A 22,857-nucleotide genomic window follows, 5' to 3' on the forward strand; every position below is an offset into this window, starting at 1 on the left:
TCGGCGAAAGGCTGTCCGGGAACCATGAACAAGAACGCTTCGAGCAGCCGCCCGATCGACGACGCGCGCGAATTCGTCAAAGCCGCCGACGGACGTCTTTCGGCAATGACCCTGGCCGCCCTCACACGCGCGCTCAACCAACGCCGCGATGTTTCCCCGATCGGGGTCTGGTCGTGGGCGGAGCTGGCTGAAGGCGTTCCCTTCACGCCGACCGATTTCGGCATGGAAACAAACGACATCCGGCTGCTGGTCATGACCAGCGCTTCCAGGCCACCCGGTCTGCTCGCCCGCAAAAGGCGAAACTATTGGGTTTTTGCCGGCCTCCGAGGCGAAGATCGGCTTTTCCCGCTCAGCTGTCACTCGAGCCTTGCCCTGGCGGCGGAATTACTGATGCTTGCCTATGCGGAATGCTGTCTATTGTGACCTTACGAATAAAAATAATATTGCCGATAAATTATGCTAACCTCCAATCGTCTAATGGATGTTCGGCTCCCGCCTGGACGTTGGGATCCGATTTTCTCTTGGACTCTGTAGCCCCAGTGTCGCCTGGACGCTTGGGCCGCAGGCTTCCTCGATTCGTTCGAATTTTGTTTTCCCATTTGCGTTTCTGCGAACATGCCCGGATTGAGCCCCCCCAAAACGCCGAAGATATTGTTTTTTCTGCCGGCCCTCGTGGCTGGGGGCGCGGAAATCCATGCGATTGTCCTGTGCGAGAAAATGATCGAGGCGGGATTCGACTGCACCATCGTGGCGCATGGGACAAATTGTTCGGAAGCCCTGATGGACCGGGACGTGGCGCGGCGCGCCATACGCCTGAACCTGCGCGGCATGTCGGAACTGGGCGGCTGGCTGGAAATCTGGCGGCTATTGCGACGCATCAAGCCTGACCTTATCGTCGCCATCAACCAGACGCCCTTCATCATTTCCTTCATCGAGAAAGCGATGCTCGGGACTCGCGCCGCTCTGGCCTGCATCTTCCACTCGACGGAAATGCAGCCGTTTGAACGCTATCTGGAAGGGCCGTTTCGGGTCTGCGCGCGCTTCGCCGATCTGCTTGTCTATGTGAGCGAGAGCCAGCGGAAGATCTGGGAAGGCCGCGGGCTCACGGCGCGACGCGTCCGCGTTATCCCGAACGGCGTAGATCTCGAGCGGTTTCAACCGTCCGAGCGCAAGCGCAGCGAAATCCGCGCCGAACTGGGCCTCGGCGAAGACGTTTTCCTGATCGGCATTGTCGCCGCCTTCCGCCGGGAAAAAAACCACGCCGACCTGATCCGCGCTTTGGCCCGCGCCCGCGCGCTAGGTTCGCGCGCCAAGGTCCTCGCGGTCGGCGAAGGCGCGACCCAGAACGAAGCCAAGGCGCTGGCGCGCGATCTCGGACTCACGGGCCAAATGATCTTTCACGGCGTCAGCGCCGATATTGACCGCCTCGTCAACGCCTGCGACGCAGGCGTCCTGTGCAGCACGGCGGAATCCTTTCCGCTCGCGGCGATAGAGTTTCTGGCCACGGGCGTGCCGATGCTCGTTTCGGCGATCAGCGGGAACCTTGAACTGGTCAAGCCGGATTTCAATGGCCTGGTTCACCGGCCCGGCGATATCGAACAATTCGCCGCCAACATCATCGCCATGGAAGATCCGGCGACGCGCGCGCGGCTGGCCCGGAACGCGCGCTTATCCGTCGAGCGCTTTTCGACCGCCTCGATGGCCGCCGACTACGAGCAGGAATTCAAGAAGCTTTGCACGCGAAACCATGCCTGAAGCGCCGACGCCTCCGCATCCTCCCGTCTTCCTGATAGCGATCGACACCGAAGGCGACGACGTCTGGTCGCGTCCGCGCCAGGCGACAACCCTGAACGCCCGCTATCTTCCGCGCTTCCAGGCGCTGTGCGAAAAATTCGGCTTTTCGCCGACCTATCTAACCAATTTCGAAATGGCCAATGATTCCGCCTTCGTCGAAATGGCCCGCGACGCGCTCGCGCGTGGAACGGCGGAAATCGGCATGCATATGCACGCCTGGGACACGCCTCCGGTTGAGCCCCTTGGCGCGCGCGACTGGTGGGACCAGCCTTACGCGCCCGAATATCCGCCAGAGCTGATCGATCGCAAGGCCGAGTTGATGACCCGCCTTCTCGAAGACCGGTTCCAGACCGCGATCACCAGCCACCGCGCCGGCCGGTGGGGGCTATGCGCTTCCTATGCGCGCAGCCTGATCCGGCTCGGCTATGAGGTCGATTGCTCGGTGACGCCGGGCGTTTCCTGGGCGGGCGCTCCGGGCCTTGCTGGCGGCGATGGCGGCGTCGATTACAGCGCCTTCCCCAGCGCGCCCTACGTGATAGACCCCGAATCAATCGCTCGTGCGGGCGCCTCTCCGCTGCTCGAAGTCCCGATGACGATCATCGAGCAGAAGCGTCCCTGGCACAGGAGCCTCGCGCGTCTCCTTCTGGGGCGCAAGGGCCCGCGATTGATCTGGCTGCGGCCCGAGCCGGGCAATCTCGGCGATATGCTGGAGATCGTGGACAGGAAGCGGGCCGTGAACGCCGATTATATCCAGTTCACCCTGCATAGCTCGGAATTCATGCCCGGCGGCAGCCCGGCGTTCCCGACGCCGGACAGCATCGAGCAGCTCTATCGCGACCTTGAAATCCTGTTCGAAAGGATCGCGCGGGATTTTCACGGCTGCGGGCTGACCGCTTACGCGCGCCGCTTGCGCGCCGCCTCGCGCCAGATGGCGCCCAGCCTGGCGACATAAACGCGCATGTCGAGATTCTGACGATGGAACTCGGCCGCGGCGGCGCCGATAGCGCGCCGCAGGCCAGGGTTCTCCAGGAGCTTGCGCAAGGCGTCCGCCAGCGCGCCGGAATCGCCGACCGGGACCAGCAGGCCGGTCATCCCGTCTTGCAGGATGTCCTCGACGGCGCCGACGGGAGTCGCCACAACCGCCCGCCCGTAAGCCATGCCCTCGATGACGGACATTGGCAGGTTTTCCTCATAGGACGGCAGCACGACGATATCGGACGCCGCCAGCAGTTCACGAACCTTGTCCGGGCCGACCCAGCCCGGCAGGCTGACGCGCTCCGAAAGCCCGAGGCGTTCGATCTCGGCGCGCGTCTCCTCGACGGCGCCATTGCCCGCGATGACCGCTCGCCACTGATAAGTCAGGGGAAGAGCCGCCAGCGCGCGCACAAGTTCCGGCACGCCCTTGCGCGGACCGACATGGCCGAGAAAAAGGATGTTCGGTGGTTGATCGGCGCTGGACTGAACCGCTTGCGCGGCTTCCGGCGCAGGAGAGGCGTTGGGAAGAATGCGGACCCGATCGGCGATTTCCGGCGCCTTCCCGATGACATAGTCGCGCCAGACCTGACCGAGCACGAGCACGATCGCCGCGCCCGCGAACATCTGGCGCACCAGCTTCGCCACCGGCGCGGGAGCCGAATTCCAATAGTCCCGGAAGCCCGATCCATGCAGATGGATGACATAAGGCACGCCCGCCGCCCGCGCCGCGGCCGCGATCGCGATCTTGCGCAAGGCGCTGCCATGCGAGGAAAGATTGATATGCGCGACATCGGGGCCCATCCCCAGTCGGGCCCCGAGCAGAACAGCCGCGACGGCCGCCGTGTGGAACGGCGCCAGCGCGATGGAGCCCTGTCCGCGACTGGCGATAAACCTTACCTTCACGCCATCCGAAGCCAGATCGGCCGCGCCGGCGCGCACGTCGTCCATGATGCGGTCGATGCCGCCCATGCCGCCCTGCCCGAGCGGCGTGACCACCAGGACATCAATATTTTTCGTTGTGTCCGTCATAGCGCTCCCGCCAAAGCCTCGATGATCTCGTCAGCGCCGATGTCATAAACCCTGATGAATTGCTCCAGGCTGCATAGCGACCAGAGAATGCGCTCATTATTGGAGCGCCCGTCCATATGTTCGGCGACGTAACGGTCGATCAGCGTGGCGTTGAGGACCTTCCTGACGCGCGAATCGCCGGAACATAGCAAGTCAAAGACGACGTGACTGTGAGACTCGCGAAACCAGATGTTGACGGGCACGCGAAAGCCGATTTTCTTGCGGCGAAACAGGATCTCGGGCACGCGGCCTTTCACGGCGGCGCGCAAGACCGCCTTGCCCTTGAGCCGCCGAATATGGAAGCGGTCCGGAATGCGCGCGGCGAGACGCGCCAATTCGACGTCCATGAACGGCATGCGCCCCTCGATCGAACCGCCCATCAGCATGCGGTCGGCGCGTTCGAGCGTGTTGTCGGGCAGCCATGACGTCTGGTCGAAGAACTCCGCCTTCCGCAGATTCGAGACGTTCCTGGCCGAAAATGGAAATGGGTCGGGGCGCGCATGACGCAGCTTCCGGTCGAACAAGGCGTTGCGCTCGGCCGGCGACAAGCCGCCGAACCAGATCCTGACCCGATCGGCCGCGTCGCGCTGGCCGAGCGCCTTCGACAGCACCTTGACCCGCCGCAATCCGAACGGCAGCTGCTCGACGACCGGCGCCACGATGCTTTCGTGCAGCCACGGCCCCGTCGCCGCGTGATAATATTGCGCGTAAAGCTCCGCGACATATTTGGGATAGCCGCCGAAAAGCTCGTCGGCCCCCTCGCCGGTCAGCACGACCTTGACCTTCTCGCTCGCCGCGCGCGCCAGCAGGAGGATCGGCATGTCCGACGCCTCGCTCACCGGCGCGCCGCGCAGCCGCGCCGCCTCCGGCCAGAGCTCGAAAAACTGGTCGGGCGTGATGACATGCTCCTCGTGCTCGGCTTCGAAATGTTTCGCCGCGAGACGCGCAAAGGAGAGTTCGGAGTAACTGGGATCCTCGAAACCGACGCTGAAGGTCTTGATCGGCCGCGTCGCATTGCTCGCCATGAACGCCAGCACGGACGAAGAATCGACGCCGCCGGACAGAAACAGGCCATAGGGCGCGTCGCTCCGCATGCGGATTCGAACCGCCTCGTCGAAGACCTCGGTGAATTCCGCCACCGCATGGTCGAAATTGTCGATATCGGCCGTCACATGGGCCAGAGGCGGGGTGAAATAGCGCTCGACGGTCAACCGCCCTGCGCGCCAGACCGCGAGGCTGCCCGCGGGGAGTTTTTCGACCTCGCCGAAGAACGTCCTCGGCGAGGGGGCGTAACGATCCAGCAGATAGCCGTCCAGCGCCGCCAGATCGAAACTCGTCTTCAGGCCCGGAACGGCCAGCAGCGCCGCCACTTCCGATGAAAAGAAAAGGTCCTCGCCCTTGCGGCACAGGAAAAGCGGTTTTTTGCCGAAGGGATCGCGGGCGAACAGGATGGACTGATCGCGGCTGTCGAAAAAGGCGAAGGCGAACATGCCCCGCAGCCGGCTCAGCGCGTCCTTCCCCCATATCTGCAGCGCGGCGAGCAGGATTTCGGTGTCGCCGGTCGTATGGAAGACGCAGCCCAGCTGCTCGAGCTCCGCGCGCAGCTCGATGTAATTATAAATCTCGCCATTATAGGTGATGCAGCAGGAGCGGTCGGCGCTCCACATCGGCTGTGTCGCGGCGTCGGTGAGATCGACGATCGCGAGGCGGCGATGCCCCAGGCCCACGCGATATTCGCCGTCGGAGGCGCTGATAAGAACAGCATCGCCTCCGTCCGGGCCCCGGTGATGGAGCAGATCGGTCAATGCCTTGAGGACATCAAGCCCGGGCGACGTCTCCGAACGCGCCACCCAACCGAAAACGCCGCACATGGCCGTTCACCGCCAGGCTAGTTTGGAGACGGGCGCGGCGACGGCTGAAAAGCCCTGCAAACATTCCGCATAGGCGGCGACCATGGCGCGGTGGTCGAAATGCGCCTCGACCCGCGCCCGCGCCGCCTTTCCGGCGGCCTCGCGCGTCGCCGCCGACGCGAAATGGCGCAGGGCGGCCAACAGCGCGTCATCGTCGCCCGGAGGAAACAGAAGCCCGTTTTCCCCGTCGATGATTTCCGAGGCGCCGCCAATGTCGCTCATGACCATGGGCGCGCCCATGGCCAGGATTTCCAGCGCCGAAAGCGAAAGCGTCTCGATCGACAGGCTGCAATTGACGCCGAGGTCGATCGCGGCGACATAGGGCCGCACGTCGCTGGCCATGCCGGGCATGATGACAGATTCGCCAAGGTTCAGGGCCGCGACGCGCGCTTCGATCGCGGCCCGCATCGGCCCGTCGCCGATCAGCAGGACCTTGGCCTTCACGCCCTCGTCACGCAGCCGCACCACCGCGTCGATCAATTGCAGATGGTTCTTCTCCGGCCGGAACACCGCGCTCAGGCCGATGACGTAATCCTCGTCGCGCAGGCCGAGGCGCGCACGGGTCTCCGCCCTGTGCGACGCGCGTTCGCGCGGAGAATAACGCTCGATGTCGACGCCGTTGATGATCGTGGCCTGGCGCCGGGGCGACATGCCGCGGCCCAGCCAGAACCGCCGCTGATTTTCTGAAATGAAGATGAGGCCGTCGATCCGGCTGAAAATCGGAAAGTGCAGGTGCTGGAGCAACATCTCGCGCCAGTTCCGCAGGATCGTCGAATGGAGAATCCCGACGATGGGCGGAGCCGCCCTGGCGGCCCGCCGAGCGAAAAAGGCGGCGACGATCGGCCTCTCGTTGACGCCGACAACGAGGTCGTAATGTCCGGATTCCAGCTCCCGCCGCAACTCGCCGATCCGCTCGCGCAGGCCCATTCCACGCGCAGGCAGGAGCAGCCTGCCGCCATCATAGCTTTCAATGGCGCCGCGTTTCATTGCGAACACGCCGCTGTCGAAGCCAAGCGCGTTGAGGCTGCGGGAAAGATCGAAAGTATGCCGCTCGGCGCCCCCGACGAGCGGCGTGTTGATCACGAAAAGAATTTTCGAACGCGGCAGGCTGGGTTCCTCGTCATGACCAGAAAATGCATCCATATCGGGGCAGCTCGCGAGTGTTTCCAGACCATTTCATCTATATATGAACCACATCGACGACAGGTCCAACAAAAAAAAATTATAACGTAAAATCCGACATATATATCCTTCGCGGATCAATGATTTATTTCGAAAGGTCAAGATAAGTTTATGCTTTGCTGAACGAACGCGTTTCGCGGACGATACGGTCATCATGATTAGCTTCAATCATCTATTATGCCGCCCTTCATTCCTCGACCTTGCGGGCGCCGCCGCCCCGGGGCCTTTCCGCGGCTCCCCCTTTGTGCGAAAACCACGTCGCATCAGTCCCAGGGTCCTTTTCCGGCCTGATCGAAGGAGCGAGAGTCATGTCCCGCATTTCGGCGTTTGGCGCATCGACGCCCTCCGACCTTGCCGCGAGCGCCTTCAATCCCGCAATTCCCGAAGGGGAGCGGGTCTATGCGATTGGCGACATTCACGGTCGCCTGGATCTCCTGACCGCCACCCTCGACAAGATCGACGCCCATTTCGCGGCCCACCCGATCGAGACGCCGCATGAGGTCTTTCTCGGCGATTATATCGATCGCGGCCCCCGGTCGCGCGAAGTGATCGACGCCGTGATGGCGCGTGCGCAGCGGCCCAATGTCGTTGCGCTGAGCGGCAACCATGAGGAAATCATCCTGCGCGCGTCGCGCGAACCCGATGTTTTCGCCGACTGGATGGGCTATGGCGGGCGCGAGGCTTTGCTCTCCTATGGAATTCACGTTCCGGCGAATTTTCGCCGCAGGGATATCGAAACGGCCATGACGCAGATGCGGGAAAAAATTCCCGCCGAGCATTTCGCGTTTTTCGAGGGCCTCCCGGCCATGCGCCTGATCGGCGACTACGTCTTTGTCCACGCCGGCTTGCGGCCGCGCGTCGAACTCGCCAAGCAAACCCGCCGCGACGTCATGTGGATCAGGCAGGAGTTCCTCTCCTACCGCGCCGCCTTTCCGCGCAAGGTGGTGCATGGACATACGCCGGTCACGCGGCCCGAAGTCCTGGCCAACCGGATCAATATCGACACCGGGGCCTATGTCACCGGGAACCTGACCTGCGTCGTCCTCGAAGGCGAGCAAGTCGGCTTCCTTTAGCCAAATTACTTTATTCCATTCGTGATCCGGCGAGTCCGATAGCGAAGCCAGAACGCCTGGGCCGGCATCGGGCGCCTGGCTTTGCGCCATGGCGGCGTCTGAGCCCGCCGTCATTCCGCCGCGCGAACGATCGACCACAACGACGGCGAGCGCATCGGGAACGTCATCGAACGCTCCCCAATGTCACGGCGCCTGTCTGCGTCCAGAGCGTGCGTTAACTGAAAAAATTTAATTCCGAGGCAACCGCGGCCATGCCCGCGGTTGGTTAAAATTGTCGGCATGCGGGAGCGAATTGGACAAGGACTTTGCGGCAAAAAACGAAACCAAGCACTGCGGCCCGCGCGCCGCCTGTGACTGCACCGAGGCCGCCCATGTCCACGACTTATCTCCCCAACAATGTTTACAGCATCGACGGCTATGACTTCTTCGTGCAGGACTGCGGCGCATCCTATGCCATCCAGGCGATTGGGACGGACACGATCCAGTTCGTGCTTCAACCCGGCGACGTCTGGTCGGGCGACTCCGCGGGCAGGTTCCGCTCCGAACTCGCCTCGACGGAGCAGATCGCCAATGGCGTGCAGATCCACACGTCTTATGTGATGAATATCGCGCCCGGTTCGGTGAACAGCGCCTCCTGGATGACTCTGGGGCAGTTTCACCAGAACGATTACGACGGCGCGCCGGCCCTCTCCCCGCCCTTCTCCGTCGGCTTGGACGGCCAGAAAATGACCGTCTCCATCGGTTATACGGGCGCAAATGGCCAGCCGGTCTATCTGACCCTGTTCCGCGACGCCAACGACATCGTGGACGGCCAGAATTACGCGATGGACATCAGCGTAACTTTCAGTCCATCCGGCGCGGGGCGTCTGGTCGTGACTCGCAATGGCGCGACCATTGTCGATTACACCGGCCCGATCGGCTATTCGACACAGAGCAGCGTTTACTGGAAGGAAGGCATTTACGAGGCCAGCGACGCCACCACGACCATGACGGTCGATTATTCCAACCTGTCCCTGACGACCTCGACCGCCGCGACGCCCCAGACATTCAACGGCGTCCAAAGCTGGAATAGTTACGACGGGGCCGGAAATCTGCTCAGCACGACGACCAACCAGCTCGATTCCTCGGGCAATCTGACGTCTTCAGTCGTCCAATATGTCAGCGGCGCCCGGACCGTCTCGACCTACCTGATCCAGGGTCAGCCTTATGTCACCAAGGTGGAGACCTATGATAGCACTGGCGCGCTCGTCGGATTGGTCGAAAGCCATGCCGACGGATCGCTCGCCTATAACATGGTCGTCAGCAACGGCGTCACGACGGCGACAACCTATGACGCCTTGGGAGTCGTCGCCAGCATCGACGTCATCCAGGCGGACGGCTCGCACGCCCTGAACATCTACGCCTCGGACGGCAAAACCGCCGTTGAATCCGAAATATTCAATTCATCGGGCAATCTGACCCAGGACATCGTCTATCATTCGGACGGATCGAAGACGATCAGCCAATATCTGATCACGGGCCAGCCCTATACGTCCTCGAAGGTCGACTTCAACGCCGCCGGCGTCGCCGTGTCGATCATCGACTATTATTCCAACGGGCAAATCCAGTACCAAAAATTCCTCGATTCGGCCGGCTCCACGGAAACGAAGACCTTCACCAGCGCTGGCGCGATTCAGAACTGGCTGGTCGTCAATCCGGACGGAACCCGCAACCAAAGCGTCTACGCCACGGACGCAACAAATCTGATCCAGACCTATACGGCCTGGAACGCCGCAGGCGCCGTCACGCTATACGAAACCTTCAATTCCGCGGGCGCGCTCGGGTGGGAAACGATCTTCAACGCCGACGGCTCTAAAGAGGTCGATCAATATCTGATCTCGGGCCAGCCCTATACGTCGTCGGTCACGCTTTACAACTCCGCAGGAGCCATTACTTCGCTGACCCAATATTACAGCGGCGGTGGGATTTATTATCAAAATTTCGTCGACGCCATCGGCGCGACGGAAGCCAAGAATTATTCCAGTTCCGGCCTGCTCCAGCGGTGGAGCATCGCCTATGCCGACGGTACGCGCCAGGTTTCGACCTATGATTCCACAGGGGCGCTTGCCGCGATCAACAAATATAACGCCAGCGGAGCCCTGACCTACAACAAGTCCGTCAATGCCGACGGATCCTTCTTCGTCTATCAATACCTGATTACGGGGCAGCCCTATACGTCCGAGACCACCGCCTACAGCGCCAGCGGCGTGATCGTCTCCGACATCAAATATGGCGCCAATGGCGTCACGACCAGGACCGCCTACAACAGCTCAGGCGTGGTCGCCAGCATCGCCACCGTCCAGGCTGACGGTTCGAGCGTCGTCAACATCTACGCCCCGGACGGCGTGACGGTCGTCGAATCCGCGACCTATAATACGTCTGGCGGCCTGACTCAGGACATCGCTTTTCATTCCGACGGATCGAAGACGATCAAGCGCTTCCTGATCACGGGCCAGCCCTATACGTCCTCGACAGTTGAATTCAACGCCGCCGGCGTCGTCATATCGATCGCCAACTATTATTCGAGCGGCCTGTTGCAGTACCAGAAGTTCATCGACGCTTCCGGCGCGACGCAATCCAAGACGTACAGCAGCGCCGGCGCCCTGCTGAACTGGTCGACAGTCAATCCGGACGGCTCGCGCGGCTCGAGCGTTTACGCCGGCGTGACCGGGACCAATCCGATTCAGAACTATACGGCGTGGAGCGCCGCCGGCGCTGTCACGCTCTACGAAACCTTCAATTCCTCTGGCGCGCTCGCCTGGAAGACGATCTACAACGCCGACGGCTCGAAAGAGGTCGATCAATATCTGATCTCGGGCCAGCCCTATACGTCCCTCGCCACAATCTATAACGCCGCGGGCGTCGCGACTTCGCTGACCCAATATTACAGCGGCGGCGCGATCTATTCCCAGAAACTCATCTACGCGACCGGCGCCACGGATACGAAGACCTACAACAGCGCAGGCGCCCTGCAGAGCTGGCTGGTCGTCAATGCGGACGGCTCGAAAGAGCTCGATCAATATCTGATTTCGGGCCAGGCTTACACGTCCTCGGCCACGATCTATAACGCCGCGGGCGTCGCCACATCCCTGACGCAATATTACAGCGGCGGCGGGATCTATTATCAGAGGTTCATCGACGCCGACGGCGCCACGGAAACCAAAAATTATTCGAGCGCCGCCCTGCTCCAGAGGTGGAGCATCGCCTATACCGACGGCTCGCGGCAGGTCTCGACCTATGACTCGACGGGGGCGCTGGCGACCGTCAACAACTATAATTCCAGCGGCGCCCTGACCTACAACAAGACCGTCAACGCCGACGGCTCCTCCTATGTTTACCAATACCTGATTACGGGACAGCCTTATGCCTCGGAGGCCTCGGCCTATAACGCGAGCGGCGTGCTGATCTCGGATTCCAAATATATCGTCGGCGGCGCGCTCTATTCGTCCTATTCGCTGTCCTCGACGGGCGTCCAGACAACGAACAGCTATGCCGGCGGCGTGCTGACGGAGACGGTCCAGATCATGCCCGGCGGTGCGACGACGGACTCGCTTTTCGCCGCCAATCTGGTGGCCAACGCCATCGCCGGCCCGGAGACTTTCGTCAGCTATCACAACGACACCTTCGTCTTCGGCGCGAATATCGGGGCCGACATGATCAAGGGATTCAATGCGGGCGCCGTCGCCAACCAGGACATGATCGACATCGCCACGGCCCTTGCGCCGGATTACGCCCATCTTCAGATGGCGCAATCCGGCTCCGATACCGTGATCAATTTTGGCCCCGGCCAATCGATTACCTTGGTTGGCGTCGCCGTCAGTTCGCTCAGCGCGAATAATTTCGCGTTCTTCTAGGAGCTGCCTGGCCAACGCTTCGGCCCGAGGGTCATTCCGCCTTTACCGGCTCGGTAATAGGTTCGCGCCGCATGGCCTCCTCGACATCGAGGAGTTCGACCGCGACCATGAGGAAAAGCGCGCAAAGGCCAAAGCCGCCATCAGCAGGACGATGGCGACGCGCCGGACGAAGGATGCGCCTTCGGATATCGCGTGCGAGCGTTCCACCGTCATTGCCGCGCCTCTTGGATGCGGCCTCGGCGAGCCCCCAGATATTTCAGCAGCTCCAGCACGACGAGAACAGCGAAGCCGACCCCGAGCGTGAAAAGGATATCGTCGGCGTGCAGCGGTCCGAACCGGAACAGGTCGCTCGCCATCGGCCAGAGCAGTGTTATGGCGAGCATGGCGGCCACAGCGGGAAGCGCTACCGCCAGCGCCTGGTTCGACCTCAGGAGCGCCTTGGCCAAAGACGGACTCGTCGAACGGTTCACAAAAATCAGCGCTACGATCGAAATTACGAGAGAGAAGAAGGTCAAGGCCCTCACTTCGTCTTCTGGCATGCCGCGCCCGAGCGCGACGACATAGATCATGGCGACAAGGCCAAAGGCGAAAGCGCCCTGGAGGACGGCCCAGAGGATCATGGCGCTGGAGAACAGCGGCTCGCCGGGATCGCGGGGCCTGCGGCGCATCAGGTCGTCCTCCTCGACCTCCGCCTCGAAGACCAGCGAGCAGACCGGGTCGATGATCATTTCGAGGAAGGCGATATGCATCGGGCCGAGGACGATGGGCATGCCGAGAGCCAGCGGCAGCAGGGCCAGCCCGGCGATGGGAACATGCACCGCGAAAATGAAACTCATCGCCTTGCGCAGATTGTCATAAATGCGCCGCCCGAGGCGGATCGTGGTCACGATCGAACCGAAATCGTCGTCGAGCAGAACGATGGACGAGGCCTCGCGCGCCACGTCCGTGCCGCGCCCGCCCATGGCGACGCCGATATCGGCGGCCTTGAGCGAGGGCGCGTCATTGACGCCGTCGCCGGTCATGGCGACGACCTCGCCATTGGCCTTCAGGGCCTTGACGATACGCAGCTTCTGGTCCGGCATGACGCGGGCGAAAACGGAGCAGGTCCGCATCCGGACGGCCAGCGCCGCGTCGTCGAGCTTTTCAAGCTCCGCGCCCGTGGTCGCCTCATCGCTGTCGATGCCGGCCTGTTGCGCGATGGCGCGGGCGGTCGCCGGATAATCGCCGGTGATCATCACGACGCGGACGCCTGCCGTCCGGCACAAGGCTACCGCAGCAGGGACGCTTTTTCGCAATGGATCAGATAATCCAGCCAATCCAATGAATTCAAACATATAATCACGCGGAGAATCCGGAAGGCCGGGGCCGGCGGCGGACGCGCGCGCGACGCCGAGAACGCGCAGCCCCGCCTCCGCCATTTCGTCCACCGCCGTCGCGAGCGCCGCCCGCTCCTTGGGTCCGAGACGGCAAAGCTCGGCTATGGCTTCGGGAGCGCCCTTGGCCGCGACGACATAGGCCTCCTCCGCGCCGGAGGCCCGCCAGACATGGGTGACGGCGAGAAGATCGGCGCGCAGGGGGAAGAGTTTCGCCAGCGGGCCATGTTGGGCCGGGGCGCGGCCATTCTCCCGCGCCAGCGCATGAAAGGCTTTTTCCATGGGATCGAAAGGCTCGGCGGCGCTGGCGAGAACGCCGAACGCCACAACATCGTCGAAGCCGGAAGACGAGGCGTCCGCCGCCCCGCCGATCCTGCGCCGCGCGCCAGTCGGCAACCGCAATTCCGTGATCGTCATGCGATTTTCGGTGAGCGTTCCCGTCTTGTCAGTGCAGAGCACCGTGGCGGAGCCAAGCGCCTCGATCGCCGACGCCCGCCGCGTCAAAACCCGGACCTGCGAAATGCGCCAGGCCCCCATCGCCATGAAGACGGCCAGCACGACCGGAAATTCTTGCGGCAGCATCGACATGCCGACCGCAATACCGGCCAGCAGGGCGTCGAGCCAATCGCCGCGCAAAGTCGCATAAAGGCCGACGACCAAAAGGCTGACGGCGCCGCCGAACAGCGCGAAAATGCCGACCAGCTTGCGGGTCTGCCTTTGCAGATGCGGGGCGGCGGTCTCCAATTCGCTGAGCGATTTGCCGATCTTGCCAATTTCGCTCGCCGCGCCCGTGGCGACGACTTCGCCGACGCCGGCGCCGCGGACGATCAGGGTTCCGGAAAAAGCGATCGGAAGATCGTCGCCGCCGGGGCGCAGCAGTGCCTGCGGCCCGCCGACGTCGGCCGTCTTGCGTACGGGGGCGGCTTCGCCCGTCAGCAGGGATTCATCCGCCTGGAGATCATGCGCCTCGATCAGCCGCGCGTCGGCGGGAACGCGATCGCCCTCGGCGAAAACGATCAGGTCGCCGCAAACGACCTCCCTGCCCGCGATCCGCCGCCGCTCGCCGTCGCGGATCACCAACGCGCGCGGGCTGGTCAGGTCGCGCAAGGCCTCCAGCACCCGCTCCGTCCGCGCTTCCTGAAAGACTGTGATCGCGACGGAGAGACAGGCGAAGGCCAGCAGAACCAGAGCTTCCTTGACGTCGCCAAGGGCGAGATAGATCAATCCGGCGGCGATCAGGAGTGAAAGCATGGGCTCGCGCAGCACTTCGAGAATGATGCGGAACGGCGTGCGGCGGTCGGCCTGTGGAAGCTCATTATAGCCCTCGGCTGCGAGACGCGCCGCGGCTTCCGCCCCGGTCAGCCCGCGCAAACGCGATGGTGAATTGGATCCGGCCAACATTGCCCCCCAGCCCCTGATGGTCGCGCCGCGCATCGCGTGAATGCGCAAAATGGCGGTCGCGCCGGAACAGACTGAAGGCACTCGGCGCTGTCAACGTCAAGCTCGCTTGTTCGACGCCGGGGACGGCGCCACTATGCGCTAAAGGCGCATTTCATCGTCAAGGCGCGACGGCCATGGACTTCGGTCTGATCTTGCAGCTTCTTGCACTGCTGACGGTGGCGAATAGCGCGCCCGTCCTGATCAAGAGCATTTTCGGCGCAACCGCCGACTGGCCGCTCGATTTCGGTCGCCAGCTCCGCGACGGTCAGCCTCTTCTGGGCAAATCCAAGACGATACGCGGCGTCGCCGGCGCGATCCTCTGCGCCACCGCCTCGGCGCCGCTGATCGGTCTCGACTGGCGGATCGGCGCATTGACCGCGGCCGGCGCGATGGCGGGCGATCTGACGTCGAGCTTCATCAAACGGCGGCTCGCCATGCGGTCCAGCAGCAAGGCGCCAGGCCTCGATCAGATTCCCGAGGCCTTGTTCGGCGTCCTTGCGGCCCGCGTGGCGATCCCGATTGGCGTCGCCGAAATCGTCATTGTCACCCTGGTGTTTTTTGGCGGCCAGGTGGTCGTTTCGCGCGGCGCCCATGCGATCGGCCTGCGCGACGAGCCCTATTGACGGCTCTCAGCCGAGGCTCCTGAGCCGATGCAGCGTGACTTCCGGCGGGCAGTTGAAACGGACCGGCACGATGCTGGCGCCGGCGCCAACCGACGTATAGCCGTCCATGTCGCCGTAGCGCCAGGCGCCGCGCGCCAGCCGGCGCGGCATATGCGCGTCGATGGTGATGGGCGCGCCGCCGGGAAGACAGATCTGGCCGCCATGGGTATGGCCCGCCAGCATGAGGTCAAAACCGGCGTGAGCGGCCTGCCGATAGATTTCGGGCGTATGGGACAGCAGGATCGAAAAAGACTCCGGCGGGATCTCGTCCGCTGCGGCTTCGAGATTGTCGACGCGAAAAAAATGCGCGTCGTCAACGCCGGCGAGATAGATCCGCGCGCCGCCGCGCTCGATGGCGACATGTTCATTCAGCAGCATCCGAACGCCCATGCGCTCCAGATCCGGGACCAGCAAAATGGTGTCATGGTTGCCGAGAACGGCGAAAACATCGCCGCGCAGCGCCTTGCGAAGCTGGTGCATGCCGCGCAGGCAGGCCTCGGAGGAGCCGAAGGTCTTCCCGCGATAGTCGCCCGTCATCACGCACAGGTCATAGGGAAGATCGGCGACGATTTCCCCCACCCTCCGCATCGCTCTTTCGCTCATGTCGACGTGCATATCGGAGAGATGCAGGATCGCAAAGCCGTCGAACGCGGGCGGAACCTTGTGCGAGGCGACAATATTTTCGTGCAACTCGACCCTGGCGGCGTTCGCCTGGCCGCGCCAATAGGTCCCCGTCAGGCGCAGGATCATTTCGATCACGGCGTGCGACCAGGGCATATTCTCGATGTGCAGGAAGGTCAGGCCCTGGCCAAAGGCCTGCGATTCATGTTCTGTCTCTATTCCGATGCGCTGGCGGGCGTGAAGACGGCCGAGCCGTCCGTCCAGACAACGCTTCGCCTCGTTGGGAGGCATGAACGCGGGCGGCTCGCCGGGCTCTCGCAAGGGAGCGCCGGGGACGTCCAGCTCTTCACTTTCCTGAACCACCTGCCAAGCCTCTTCGATCTCTGGGCCGACATTGACGCGGCGCGAATTGATTTAACGCAACGCGGCGTCCCTGCTAGGCTCGCAATCTCGTCGCATGCGCGAAACCGGGATAACGAATCATGGCGTACAAGACCATTCAGCTCCTCGTGAATGTCAACGAAGACGCCACGCCGAATGCGGTGGTCGAATTTGCCATCGAATTCGCTCGCCGGGAAGGCGCGCATTTGTCCGCGCTCGAAATCGCGCAACTGGTGGACTTTCCGATCGGCCGGCTTCTGCCTCTCGCCGACGCCATCATCGACCAGATCAATGACGAACGCCTCGCCAAGGCGAAAGGCATTGGCGACCATGTCGAAGTCTCTGCCCGGCTGGCTGGCGTGACGGCGGACTGGTCGGTTGCGCAGCTGGCGCCGGACGCGGCGCGAAAGGCGGCCATCGCGGCGTCCCGTGTATGCGACCTGGTGATCGCGCCAAAGTCGAAAGGCTTTTTTTCCTCGGAAGAAGGACTGATCGAAGCGGTTCTGTTCGGCGCAGGCCGTCCCGTTCTGATCGTTCCACCCGAATGGGAGGCCGGTCCCCTGCTCGATCATGTCGTTATCGCATGGGATGGCGGCGCAAGGGCGGCCCGCGCGGTCGGAGACGCCATGCCTTTGCTGGAAAAGGCCGGGCGCGTCGAAGTGGTCTGCGTTACGGAGGATCAGACCGGCGAAGCTCTCGGCGGCGAGCTTGCCCGCCATTTGAGCCGTCATGACGCGAAGGTGAGCGTGACGGATCTGCCGCTCAGAAACGCGGATGCGGGCAGAACCCTGATGGATCATCTCTGCGCCATGCGCCCCAGCCTGCTCGTGATGGGCGCCTTCGCCCATGCGGCGTTGCTCCAGCATGTCATAGGCGGAACGACGAGCCTGATGCTGACTGACGCCAAGGTCCCGGTGCTATATTCATATTGAGGCGGCGACTGAACGACGTTGATCGCCGTTGCGGAGGATCAATGCGCGGCGCGACGGCCGCTTTATGTTCCAAAAGTTCAAGACGGAGGCCATGATGGCGCTTTCCCAACGCTATAGCGCGGTTGCAATCGCGCTCCACTGGTCCATCGCGGCCCTGATTGTCATAGCATTCGGCCTGGGCCTGACGGTCGACAACTTCCCCAAGGAAATCAAAGGCGCTGTCATCAACCTGCACTCCCTGATGGGCCTGGCTGTGCTGGTTCTGTCGCTCATGCGTCTTTACTGGCGCATAACCCATCCAGCGCCTGAGCTTCCGCGATCCATGCCTCCCGTCGCCCGACTGGCGTCGCACGCCGCGCATGGCGGCCTCTATCTGCTGATGATCGCGATTCCCCTGATCGGCGTTCCTACCTTGCTTTACCGGGGGCGCGGGCTGGATTTCGGCCTGTTCCAGATCGCGTCGCCATTCGAGCGGACGCCCGATATCTACCGTCCCCTGACCGAACTCCACGAACTGGCGTCCTTCGCCCTGATCGGGCTCGCCGTCGCACATGCGCTGGCGGCGCTCTATCATCACTATATTCTCCGCGACGACATCCTCACCCGGATGCTGCCGCCGCGCCGCCCCAGCTGAAGCGGCGTCGGCGGCGGGCCGTCCCGCCGCCGAAGAGACACGTATTGCAGTCTCGATGCGCCTAGGCGCGCTTGCGGCCCGTGACCATGGCGCGGACAAGATTTTCGCCATGCTCGATGCTGGAGAGAATTACGCCCGCCAGATGCAGGAACACTAGCCCCACCAGCGCATAGACGCCTGCTTCATGCGCCTCCTTCAGGGCATGCGATCCCCAGAACGTATCCGTGGTCAGCAGCATGCCGGTGATCGACACATAGGTGAGCAGCCCGAGCAGAGCGACGATCATCGCGCCGCCAGCAGGATTATGGCCAAGGTAGCGCCGCGCCTTGAGGCGCAGGCTGTCGCGCAGGAAGGCCGCGACCTCGCCCGGCGGGCGGACGAAAGCGGCGAAGCGGGCGTTTTCAGGCCCGACAAATCCCCAGACGATCCGCAGGATCACCAGAACGGCGATCGCATAGCCCGCGCCGATATGCAGCCAGGCGATCTCGTCGCCGGTCAGAAAGGCGCAGACGAAGAGCGCGACAAGGCTCCAGTGGAACAGCCGCACAAACGGGTCCCACACCGCGACCGTGGCCGGCGGCGTCGCGCCGCCGGCCTGTCCGGTCATGGCCGGAACGGCCATCAATCGTCGTCCTTGTCGGCTTTGGCGGATTTGCCATTCACGTCGCCGCCGGAAACGATCACGCCTGAGGTCGGATCGACGAAAAGCTCCGCCTTCTTGCCGGCCTTGTCGAGCACATAGAATTCGCCGCAGGCCTTCTTGATCTCGCCGCTGCGGATTTGATAACCCTGCTCGGCCACCTTGGCCTTCAGGGCGTCCAGCGACAGGTAATCCGCCTTGGGCTTCGCCGTGCAGGGCCGGCCGAGGCTGTCCGCGCGGGCCATGCCAGTCGCTCCGATGACCGCGGCGACGCTCGCCAGAATGAGCAATTTACGCATTGTCTTTTCCTTTCCATTCGCGCCCGGCGCTCTCGCTCGGGCAATGTCGAGGGTTATGAAGGAAAGCCGATGACAGCCGCCTGATGGCCGGCGTCAGCCAATTGTCAGGTGAGGCGCCAAGCGAACGCCGCATCGAAAACCCTTCGCCTTTCCATTCCAGCCGCGTAAATTCGTGAGATGCGCAACGCATGGTTTGCTTCCTTCCTCGCCCGGATCCGCGACCCGCGCAGCCGTTGGCTGCGCATTCCGGTCGGGCTGGCGCTGATCTCTGGCGGCTTGTTCGGCTTTCTGCCTGTGTTGGGTTTCTGGATGGCGCCGCTCGGTCTTTCCTTGCTGGCGATCGATTTTCACTGGGCCGAGCGGCTGTCGCGGCGTCAGAAAGGCTTCGCGCGCCGGCTCCGTTTGCGGGTGGGTAAGATGCGTCGCAGCCTGTCGGCCCGGAACGCGAACCGGGACAGGAAAACGTGACGACCCCTTCGGCGCGCGGGCCGAGGCGCGGCCAAACCGGGCCGGTGATCCATGTCAGCGATTTGTCAGGCGGAATGCGGGATAATCCCGGCCTCGAACCCTGGATCCTGTAAACCCATGTCCTGGCCGCGTCCCGCGCTCATCGCCCTCGCCGTCCTGCTTGCCGCCGCGTCTCCCGCGCGGGCTGACGAGTCGCGCAGCGATCAGGACGAGGCGCGCGAGGCCGTCGAGCGCGGCGCCATCCGCCCGCTCGAAGAAATCCTGGCGAAATTGCGGGAGCGCTTCCCCGGCGAGATCGTCAAGATCAAACTTGAACGCGAGCATGGGATTTGGGTCTATGAGTTTCGGCTGCTGGAGCCGCAGGGCCGCCTGCGCGAGATCACCGTCGACGCCGCGACCGGCGCCGTCAACGAGCCCGGAGGCGATTGATGCGCGTACTTCTCGTCGAAGACGATGACCGGATCGCGGGGGACGTCGAACGCGCCCTTGTCGCGGCGGGCTATCTCGTCGAGCGCGCGAAAAACGGCGAGGACGCCTGGTTTCTCGGCGATACCGAAGATTATGGCGCGGTCGTGCTCGATCTCGGGCTGCCCGGCATGGACGGCCTCGCCGTGCTCAAGCGCTGGCGCGGGAACGGACGATCGACGCCCGTGCTCGTGCTGACCGCGCGCGGCTCCTGGGCCGAAAAGGTCGAGGGGATTGACGCCGGCGCCGACGATTATCTCGCCAAGCCGTTCCAGATGGAGGAATTGCTGGCGCGGCTGCGCTCGGTCATCCGCCGTTCGGCCGGCCACGCCTCGTCCGTCGCTTCGATCGGCGCGCTCGCGCTCGACGAACGCGCGATGAAGGTCAGTCTCGGCGGCGCCCCCATCGAACTTTCGCCGCTCGAATATCGCCTCGTCGCCTATCTGATGCTGCGTCGGGGCCGCGTCGTGCCGCAGCAGGAACTGATCGAGAACGTCTATGGCCAGGACGAGCAATCGTCCAACGCCATTGAAGTTCTGGTCGGGCGGGTGCGCCGCAAGCTCGGCAGCGAATGGATCGAGACGCGGCGCGGTTTTGGCTATCTGATGCCGGAGCATGCGGCGTGATCCGCCGCTCCCTGCGCCTCCGGCTGGCGCTCGCCGGCGCGCTGGCCGTCTCGCTCGCGCTGGCCCTCGCCGGGTTCGGCCTGACGCTGCTGTTCGAGCGCCATGTTTACCGAACGCTGTCCGACGATCTCGACGTCGATCTCCGCCAGTTGATCGGGGGACTGGAAATCGCGCCCGGCGGCGAGATCGCTTTGGCCCGACCGCCGCCCGATCCGCGTTTCAACGAACCCTTGTCGGGCCTCTATTGGCAGGTCGACACCCGTTCGGGCCAATTGCGCTCGCGCTCGCTTTGGGATTTCACGCTGGCGCCGCCTTCCGACCTCTTGAGCGAAGGCCAGACCCATTATCATCAGATCGCCGGCCCCGGCGGAAAGCTGCTGCTGCTCGCCGAGCGCCGCGTCGAAATGGCGGCGCAGGGTCAGCATCAGGCCGCCCGCGCCTTGGTCGCCAGCGACCTGACCCGGCTGCGGCGGGCGCGCGACGCCTTCATCGCCGATCTCATTCCGGGCCTCGTCCTGCTCGCCTTGTTTCTGGCCTTTGCGACCTGGCTGCAGCTCAGCCTCGGCCTGCGTCCGCTCGGCCGCCTGCGGCGAGAAGTCGCCGACGCGATCGGCGGGCGCCGCCAGCGGCTGTCGCAAGACGCCCCGAGCGAGGTGCTGCCTCTGGTGCGCGAGGTCAACGCCCTGCTCGACACGCAGGAGAAGGAATTGCAGCGCGCGCGCGGCCGCGCCGCCGATCTCGCCCACGGCCTGAAAACGCCGCTGGCGGCTCTGGCGGGCGACGCCCGCAGGCTGCGCGAACGCGGCAGCGCGGACGTCGCGGAATCGCTCGACGAGATTGGCGAGACAATGCGGCGTCATGTCGAGCGCGAATTGGCGCGCGCGCGCGTTCAGGCCGCGGCGATACAGCGCGGGCGGCACGCGACGCCGCTGCGCGAGGTCGTCGAGGCGCTGATCCGCACGCTAAGCCGCACGGAAAATGGCGAGAGGGTCAAGTTTGAAAACAATGTCCCTGAATCGGTCCTCGCGCCATTCGAACGCCTCGATCTGACCGAACTGATCGGCAACCTGCTCGACAACGCCGCCCGGCACGCCAAGGCGCGGGTGCGCGTCTCCTGTGAGGACGGCGCGCGCCTGACGGTTGTGATCGAGGATGACGGCCCCGGGCTCGATCCGGCGCAGGAAGCCTTCGTCCGTCAACGCGGCGGGCGGCTGGATCAGGGCGGCGGCGCCGGCCTCGGCCTCGCCATCGCGCAGGACATTCTCGACGCTTACGGCTGGCGAATGGATCTGGCGCGTTCGCCGCTGGGTGGCCTTGAAATCCGCCTCAGCGAGTGAGGCGCGCCGGACGTCGCGTTCGCGACATCCGCCGCCCCCGACGCGCGTCCCCGAGGCTGGCCCGCAACTTGCCTGTTTCGGTCAGAGCTTCACATTCAGAAGAAGATCCCGATGGCTTTCACCTTCATCTGTGACACAAACGCCGTCAAGGAAGGCGGCATGGGCATCTTTCAAGCCGGCCGCAAGAGCGTGCTGCTGGTCTGGCCGAATGGCGGCGAACTCAAGGCCTATCGCGGGCGCTGTCCGCATGCGGATGTGCCCTTGACCGACGCCACCTTCAACGGCCAGGTCGTCACCTGCCCGCACCATCAATGGGGTTTCGACAGCGCCACCGGCAAATGCGTCACGCACCTCGCGCGCAATGTGCTGCATCCCTATGATCTGCGTGTCGATGGCGAGGAAATTCAGGTCGACCTTGGTCCGGCCAAGGCGGCGCGCCCGCAGGTCTGATGCGCGAGCCAAACGCGGCTTTCGCCTATCTCCCCCGATCGCATATGATCGAAAGCAGCCAGTTCGCTTCCGAATGAATGGGCTGCGGGAGAAATATCATGCCTCTGGTTCGCATCGACATGTTGAAAGGCAAAACGCCGGAACAGCGCCGGATCATCGCCGACGTCATCTATGACGCGATGATCTCCACGCTCAACGTTCCGCAGAACGACCGCTTTCAGATCATCTCCGAACACCAAAGCAGCGAATTGCTCATTGACCCGACCTATCTCGGAATCCAGCGTTCGCCGGACGCGATCATCATCCAGATCACGCTCAACGAAGGCCGTTCCGTGGATTTAAAACGGGCCTTCTACAAGGCCGTCGCCGACGGCCTCCGCGACCGGGCGCATATGCGCACCGAAGACGTCTTCATTAGCCTCGTCGAAGTGAAGAAGGAGAATTGGTCTTTCGGCAACGGACTCGCGCAATATGCGACCTGACCGAAAAATTAGCCGTCCAATCAACTATCAGGATAGTTAGCTTCGGCTTTACCGGGTTTTGACGACGCGCGGAAATCAATTTCATGGCTTTCGCCATAGCCCCTTTTCGTCGCGAGCTTCGCGGCCATAAAAAGAAAAAGCCGGCGACGGTC

General features: G+C 63.4%; 21 protein-coding genes. 14 read left to right on the forward strand and 7 right to left on the reverse strand.

Annotated elements, in window-relative coordinates; all coding sequences use genetic code 11:
- Positions 1 to 24 precede the first annotated feature (24 nt).
- The 3 genes from QM467_RS12000 (at position 25) to QM467_RS12010 (ending at position 2,746) form a co-directional block, all read left to right on the forward strand.
- Positions 25 to 423 carry a hypothetical protein gene (locus tag QM467_RS12000; protein WP_283366562.1) on the forward strand — a complete coding sequence of 133 codons (399 nt, stop codon included), beginning with the start codon at positions 25 to 27 and terminating at the stop codon, positions 421 to 423.
- 228 nt (positions 424 to 651) lie between these two features.
- The gene (locus QM467_RS12005; protein ID WP_283366563.1) at positions 652 to 1,755 is read left to right on the forward strand and encodes a glycosyltransferase; all 1,104 of its coding nucleotides are present in this window, start codon (positions 652 to 654) and stop codon (positions 1,753 to 1,755) included.
- Positions 1,748 to 2,746: a hypothetical protein gene (locus QM467_RS12010; RefSeq protein ID WP_283366564.1), complete on the forward strand. Its 999-nt coding sequence runs from the start codon at positions 1,748 to 1,750 to the stop codon at positions 2,744 to 2,746. Before QM467_RS12005 ends, QM467_RS12010 begins: the two co-directional genes overlap by 8 nt.
- Here QM467_RS12010 and QM467_RS12015 read toward each other — a convergent pair.
- From QM467_RS12015 to QM467_RS12025, 3 genes are read right to left on the reverse strand one after another with little or no spacing between them, the layout of a single operon-like run.
- Positions 2,689 to 3,798 carry a glycosyltransferase family 4 protein gene (locus QM467_RS12015; protein ID WP_283366565.1) on the reverse strand — a complete coding sequence of 370 codons (1,110 nt, stop codon included), beginning with the start codon at positions 3,796 to 3,798 and terminating at the stop codon, positions 2,689 to 2,691. The two genes, QM467_RS12010 and QM467_RS12015, sit on opposite strands and share 58 nt — an antisense overlap.
- Entirely contained in the window at positions 3,795 to 5,708 is a 1,914-nt protein-coding gene (asnB, locus tag QM467_RS12020) for an asparagine synthase (glutamine-hydrolyzing) (RefSeq protein ID WP_283366566.1), read from the reverse strand. Before asnB ends, QM467_RS12015 begins: the two co-directional genes overlap by 4 nt.
- A 6-nt stretch (positions 5,709 to 5,714) precedes the next feature.
- Positions 5,715 to 6,890, reverse strand: a complete 1,176-nt coding sequence (locus QM467_RS12025; RefSeq protein ID WP_283366567.1) for a glycosyltransferase — start codon at positions 6,888 to 6,890, stop codon at positions 5,715 to 5,717.
- A 347-nt stretch (positions 6,891 to 7,237) separates the two neighbouring features.
- On the opposite strand from QM467_RS12025, the gene QM467_RS12030 reads away from it, so the two are divergent.
- Positions 7,238 to 8,002, forward strand: coding sequence for a metallophosphoesterase family protein (locus tag QM467_RS12030; protein WP_283366568.1), 765 nt, complete (start codon positions 7,238 to 7,240; stop codon positions 8,000 to 8,002).
- A gap of 371 nt (positions 8,003 to 8,373) precedes the next feature.
- Complete coding sequence (locus tag QM467_RS12035; RefSeq protein WP_283366569.1) at positions 8,374 to 11,895, forward strand: heparin lyase I family protein; 3,522 nt, start codon at positions 8,374 to 8,376, stop codon at positions 11,893 to 11,895.
- A gap of 209 nt (positions 11,896 to 12,104) precedes the next feature.
- On the opposite strand, the gene QM467_RS12040 is transcribed toward QM467_RS12035, so the two are convergent.
- Entirely contained in the window at positions 12,105 to 14,669 is a 2,565-nt protein-coding gene (locus QM467_RS12040) for a cation-translocating P-type ATPase (protein ID WP_446737770.1), read from the reverse strand.
- Positions 14,670 to 14,842: 173 nt separating this feature from the next.
- On the opposite strand from QM467_RS12040, the gene QM467_RS12045 reads away from it, so the two are divergent.
- Positions 14,843 to 15,331 (forward strand): CDP-archaeol synthase, encoded by a 489-nt coding sequence (locus QM467_RS12045; RefSeq protein ID WP_283366571.1) that lies wholly within the window; start codon positions 14,843 to 14,845, stop codon positions 15,329 to 15,331.
- A 6-nt stretch (positions 15,332 to 15,337) separates the two neighbouring features.
- Here the strand turns inward: QM467_RS12045 and QM467_RS12050 are convergent, their stop codons facing one another.
- Complete coding sequence (locus QM467_RS12050; protein WP_342395123.1) at positions 15,338 to 16,354, reverse strand: metallophosphoesterase; 1,017 nt, start codon at positions 16,352 to 16,354, stop codon at positions 15,338 to 15,340.
- 119 nt (positions 16,355 to 16,473) lie between these two features.
- On the opposite strand from QM467_RS12050, the gene QM467_RS12055 reads away from it, so the two are divergent.
- On the forward strand, positions 16,474 to 17,304 hold the full coding sequence (locus tag QM467_RS12055) for a universal stress protein (RefSeq protein ID WP_283366572.1): 831 nt from the start codon (positions 16,474 to 16,476) through the stop codon (positions 17,302 to 17,304).
- Positions 17,305 to 17,398: 94 nt separating this feature from the next.
- On the forward strand, positions 17,399 to 17,938 hold the full coding sequence (locus QM467_RS12060) for a cytochrome b (protein WP_342395124.1): 540 nt from the start codon (positions 17,399 to 17,401) through the stop codon (positions 17,936 to 17,938).
- Positions 17,939 to 17,999: 61 nt separating this feature from the next.
- Here QM467_RS12060 and QM467_RS12065 read toward each other — a convergent pair whose 3' ends face one another.
- Together QM467_RS12065 and QM467_RS12070 are read right to left on the reverse strand one after the other, a co-directional pair.
- Positions 18,000 to 18,560: a cytochrome b/b6 domain-containing protein gene (locus QM467_RS12065; protein WP_283366574.1), complete on the reverse strand. Its 561-nt coding sequence runs from the start codon at positions 18,558 to 18,560 to the stop codon at positions 18,000 to 18,002.
- The gene (locus QM467_RS12070; RefSeq protein ID WP_283366575.1) at positions 18,560 to 18,877 is read right to left on the reverse strand and encodes a PepSY domain-containing protein; all 318 of its coding nucleotides are present in this window, start codon (positions 18,875 to 18,877) and stop codon (positions 18,560 to 18,562) included. The genes QM467_RS12065 and QM467_RS12070 overlap by 1 nt, the downstream gene beginning before the upstream one ends.
- A gap of 177 nt (positions 18,878 to 19,054) precedes the next feature.
- Here QM467_RS12070 and QM467_RS12075 point away from each other — a divergent pair, with 177 nt between their 5' ends.
- From QM467_RS12075 to QM467_RS12100, 6 genes are all read left to right on the forward strand, one after another.
- The gene (locus tag QM467_RS12075; protein WP_283366576.1) at positions 19,055 to 19,345 is read left to right on the forward strand and encodes a hypothetical protein; all 291 of its coding nucleotides are present in this window, start codon (positions 19,055 to 19,057) and stop codon (positions 19,343 to 19,345) included.
- Positions 19,346 to 19,462: 117 nt separating this feature from the next.
- Complete coding sequence (locus tag QM467_RS12080) at positions 19,463 to 19,774, forward strand: PepSY domain-containing protein (protein WP_283366577.1); 312 nt, start codon at positions 19,463 to 19,465, stop codon at positions 19,772 to 19,774.
- On the forward strand, positions 19,774 to 20,436 hold the full coding sequence (locus QM467_RS12085) for a response regulator transcription factor (RefSeq protein WP_283366578.1): 663 nt from the start codon (positions 19,774 to 19,776) through the stop codon (positions 20,434 to 20,436). The genes QM467_RS12080 and QM467_RS12085 overlap by 1 nt, the downstream gene beginning before the upstream one ends.
- Complete coding sequence (locus QM467_RS12090; protein WP_283366579.1) at positions 20,433 to 21,773, forward strand: ATP-binding protein; 1,341 nt, start codon at positions 20,433 to 20,435, stop codon at positions 21,771 to 21,773. The genes QM467_RS12085 and QM467_RS12090 overlap by 4 nt, the downstream gene beginning before the upstream one ends.
- 111 nt (positions 21,774 to 21,884) lie before the next feature.
- Positions 21,885 to 22,223 carry a Rieske 2Fe-2S domain-containing protein gene (locus QM467_RS12095; RefSeq protein ID WP_283366580.1) on the forward strand — a complete coding sequence of 113 codons (339 nt, stop codon included), beginning with the start codon at positions 21,885 to 21,887 and terminating at the stop codon, positions 22,221 to 22,223.
- Positions 22,224 to 22,321: 98 nt separating this feature from the next.
- Positions 22,322 to 22,705 carry a tautomerase family protein gene (locus QM467_RS12100; RefSeq protein WP_283366581.1) on the forward strand — a complete coding sequence of 128 codons (384 nt, stop codon included), beginning with the start codon at positions 22,322 to 22,324 and terminating at the stop codon, positions 22,703 to 22,705.
- Positions 22,706 to 22,857: the final 152 nt, after the last annotated feature.

The organism is Rhodoblastus sp. 17X3 (assembly GCF_030056575.1).
Taxonomy (GTDB): domain Bacteria; phylum Pseudomonadota; class Alphaproteobacteria; order Rhizobiales; family Beijerinckiaceae; genus Rhodoblastus.

Bases quoted from the DNA above. Each gene is read 5' to 3' on its own strand.
- QM467_RS12000 (WP_283366562.1), top strand. From the start codon at position 25: ATGAACAAGAACGCTTCGAGCAGCCGCCCGATCGACGACGCGCGCGAA.
- QM467_RS12010 (WP_283366564.1), top strand. From the start codon at position 1,748: ATGCCTGAAGCGCCGACGCCTCCGCATCCTCCCGTCTTCCTGATAGCG.
- QM467_RS12015 (WP_283366565.1), bottom strand. From the start codon at position 3,798: ATGACGGACACAACGAAAAATATTGATGTCCTGGTGGTCACGCCGCTC.
- asnB (WP_283366566.1), bottom strand. From the start codon at position 5,708: ATGTGCGGCGTTTTCGGTTGGGTGGCGCGTTCGGAGACGTCGCCCGGG.
- QM467_RS12025 (WP_283366567.1), bottom strand. From the start codon at position 6,890: ATGGATGCATTTTCTGGTCATGACGAGGAACCCAGCCTGCCGCGTTCG.
- QM467_RS12030 (WP_283366568.1), top strand. From the start codon at position 7,238: ATGTCCCGCATTTCGGCGTTTGGCGCATCGACGCCCTCCGACCTTGCC.
- QM467_RS12035 (WP_283366569.1), top strand. From the start codon at position 8,374: ATGTCCACGACTTATCTCCCCAACAATGTTTACAGCATCGACGGCTAT.
- QM467_RS12040 (WP_446737770.1), bottom strand. From the start codon at position 14,669: ATGTTGGCCGGATCCAATTCACCATCGCGTTTGCGCGGGCTGACCGGG.
- QM467_RS12045 (WP_283366571.1), top strand. From the start codon at position 14,843: ATGGACTTCGGTCTGATCTTGCAGCTTCTTGCACTGCTGACGGTGGCG.
- QM467_RS12055 (WP_283366572.1), top strand. From the start codon at position 16,474: ATGGCGTACAAGACCATTCAGCTCCTCGTGAATGTCAACGAAGACGCC.
- QM467_RS12060 (WP_342395124.1), top strand. From the start codon at position 17,399: ATGGCGCTTTCCCAACGCTATAGCGCGGTTGCAATCGCGCTCCACTGG.
- QM467_RS12065 (WP_283366574.1), bottom strand. From the start codon at position 18,560: ATGGCCGTTCCGGCCATGACCGGACAGGCCGGCGGCGCGACGCCGCCG.
- QM467_RS12070 (WP_283366575.1), bottom strand. From the start codon at position 18,877: ATGCGTAAATTGCTCATTCTGGCGAGCGTCGCCGCGGTCATCGGAGCG.
- QM467_RS12075 (WP_283366576.1), top strand. From the start codon at position 19,055: ATGCGCAACGCATGGTTTGCTTCCTTCCTCGCCCGGATCCGCGACCCG.
- QM467_RS12080 (WP_283366577.1), top strand. From the start codon at position 19,463: ATGTCCTGGCCGCGTCCCGCGCTCATCGCCCTCGCCGTCCTGCTTGCC.
- QM467_RS12085 (WP_283366578.1), top strand. From the start codon at position 19,774: ATGCGCGTACTTCTCGTCGAAGACGATGACCGGATCGCGGGGGACGTC.
- QM467_RS12095 (WP_283366580.1), top strand. From the start codon at position 21,885: ATGGCTTTCACCTTCATCTGTGACACAAACGCCGTCAAGGAAGGCGGC.
- QM467_RS12100 (WP_283366581.1), top strand. From the start codon at position 22,322: ATGCCTCTGGTTCGCATCGACATGTTGAAAGGCAAAACGCCGGAACAG.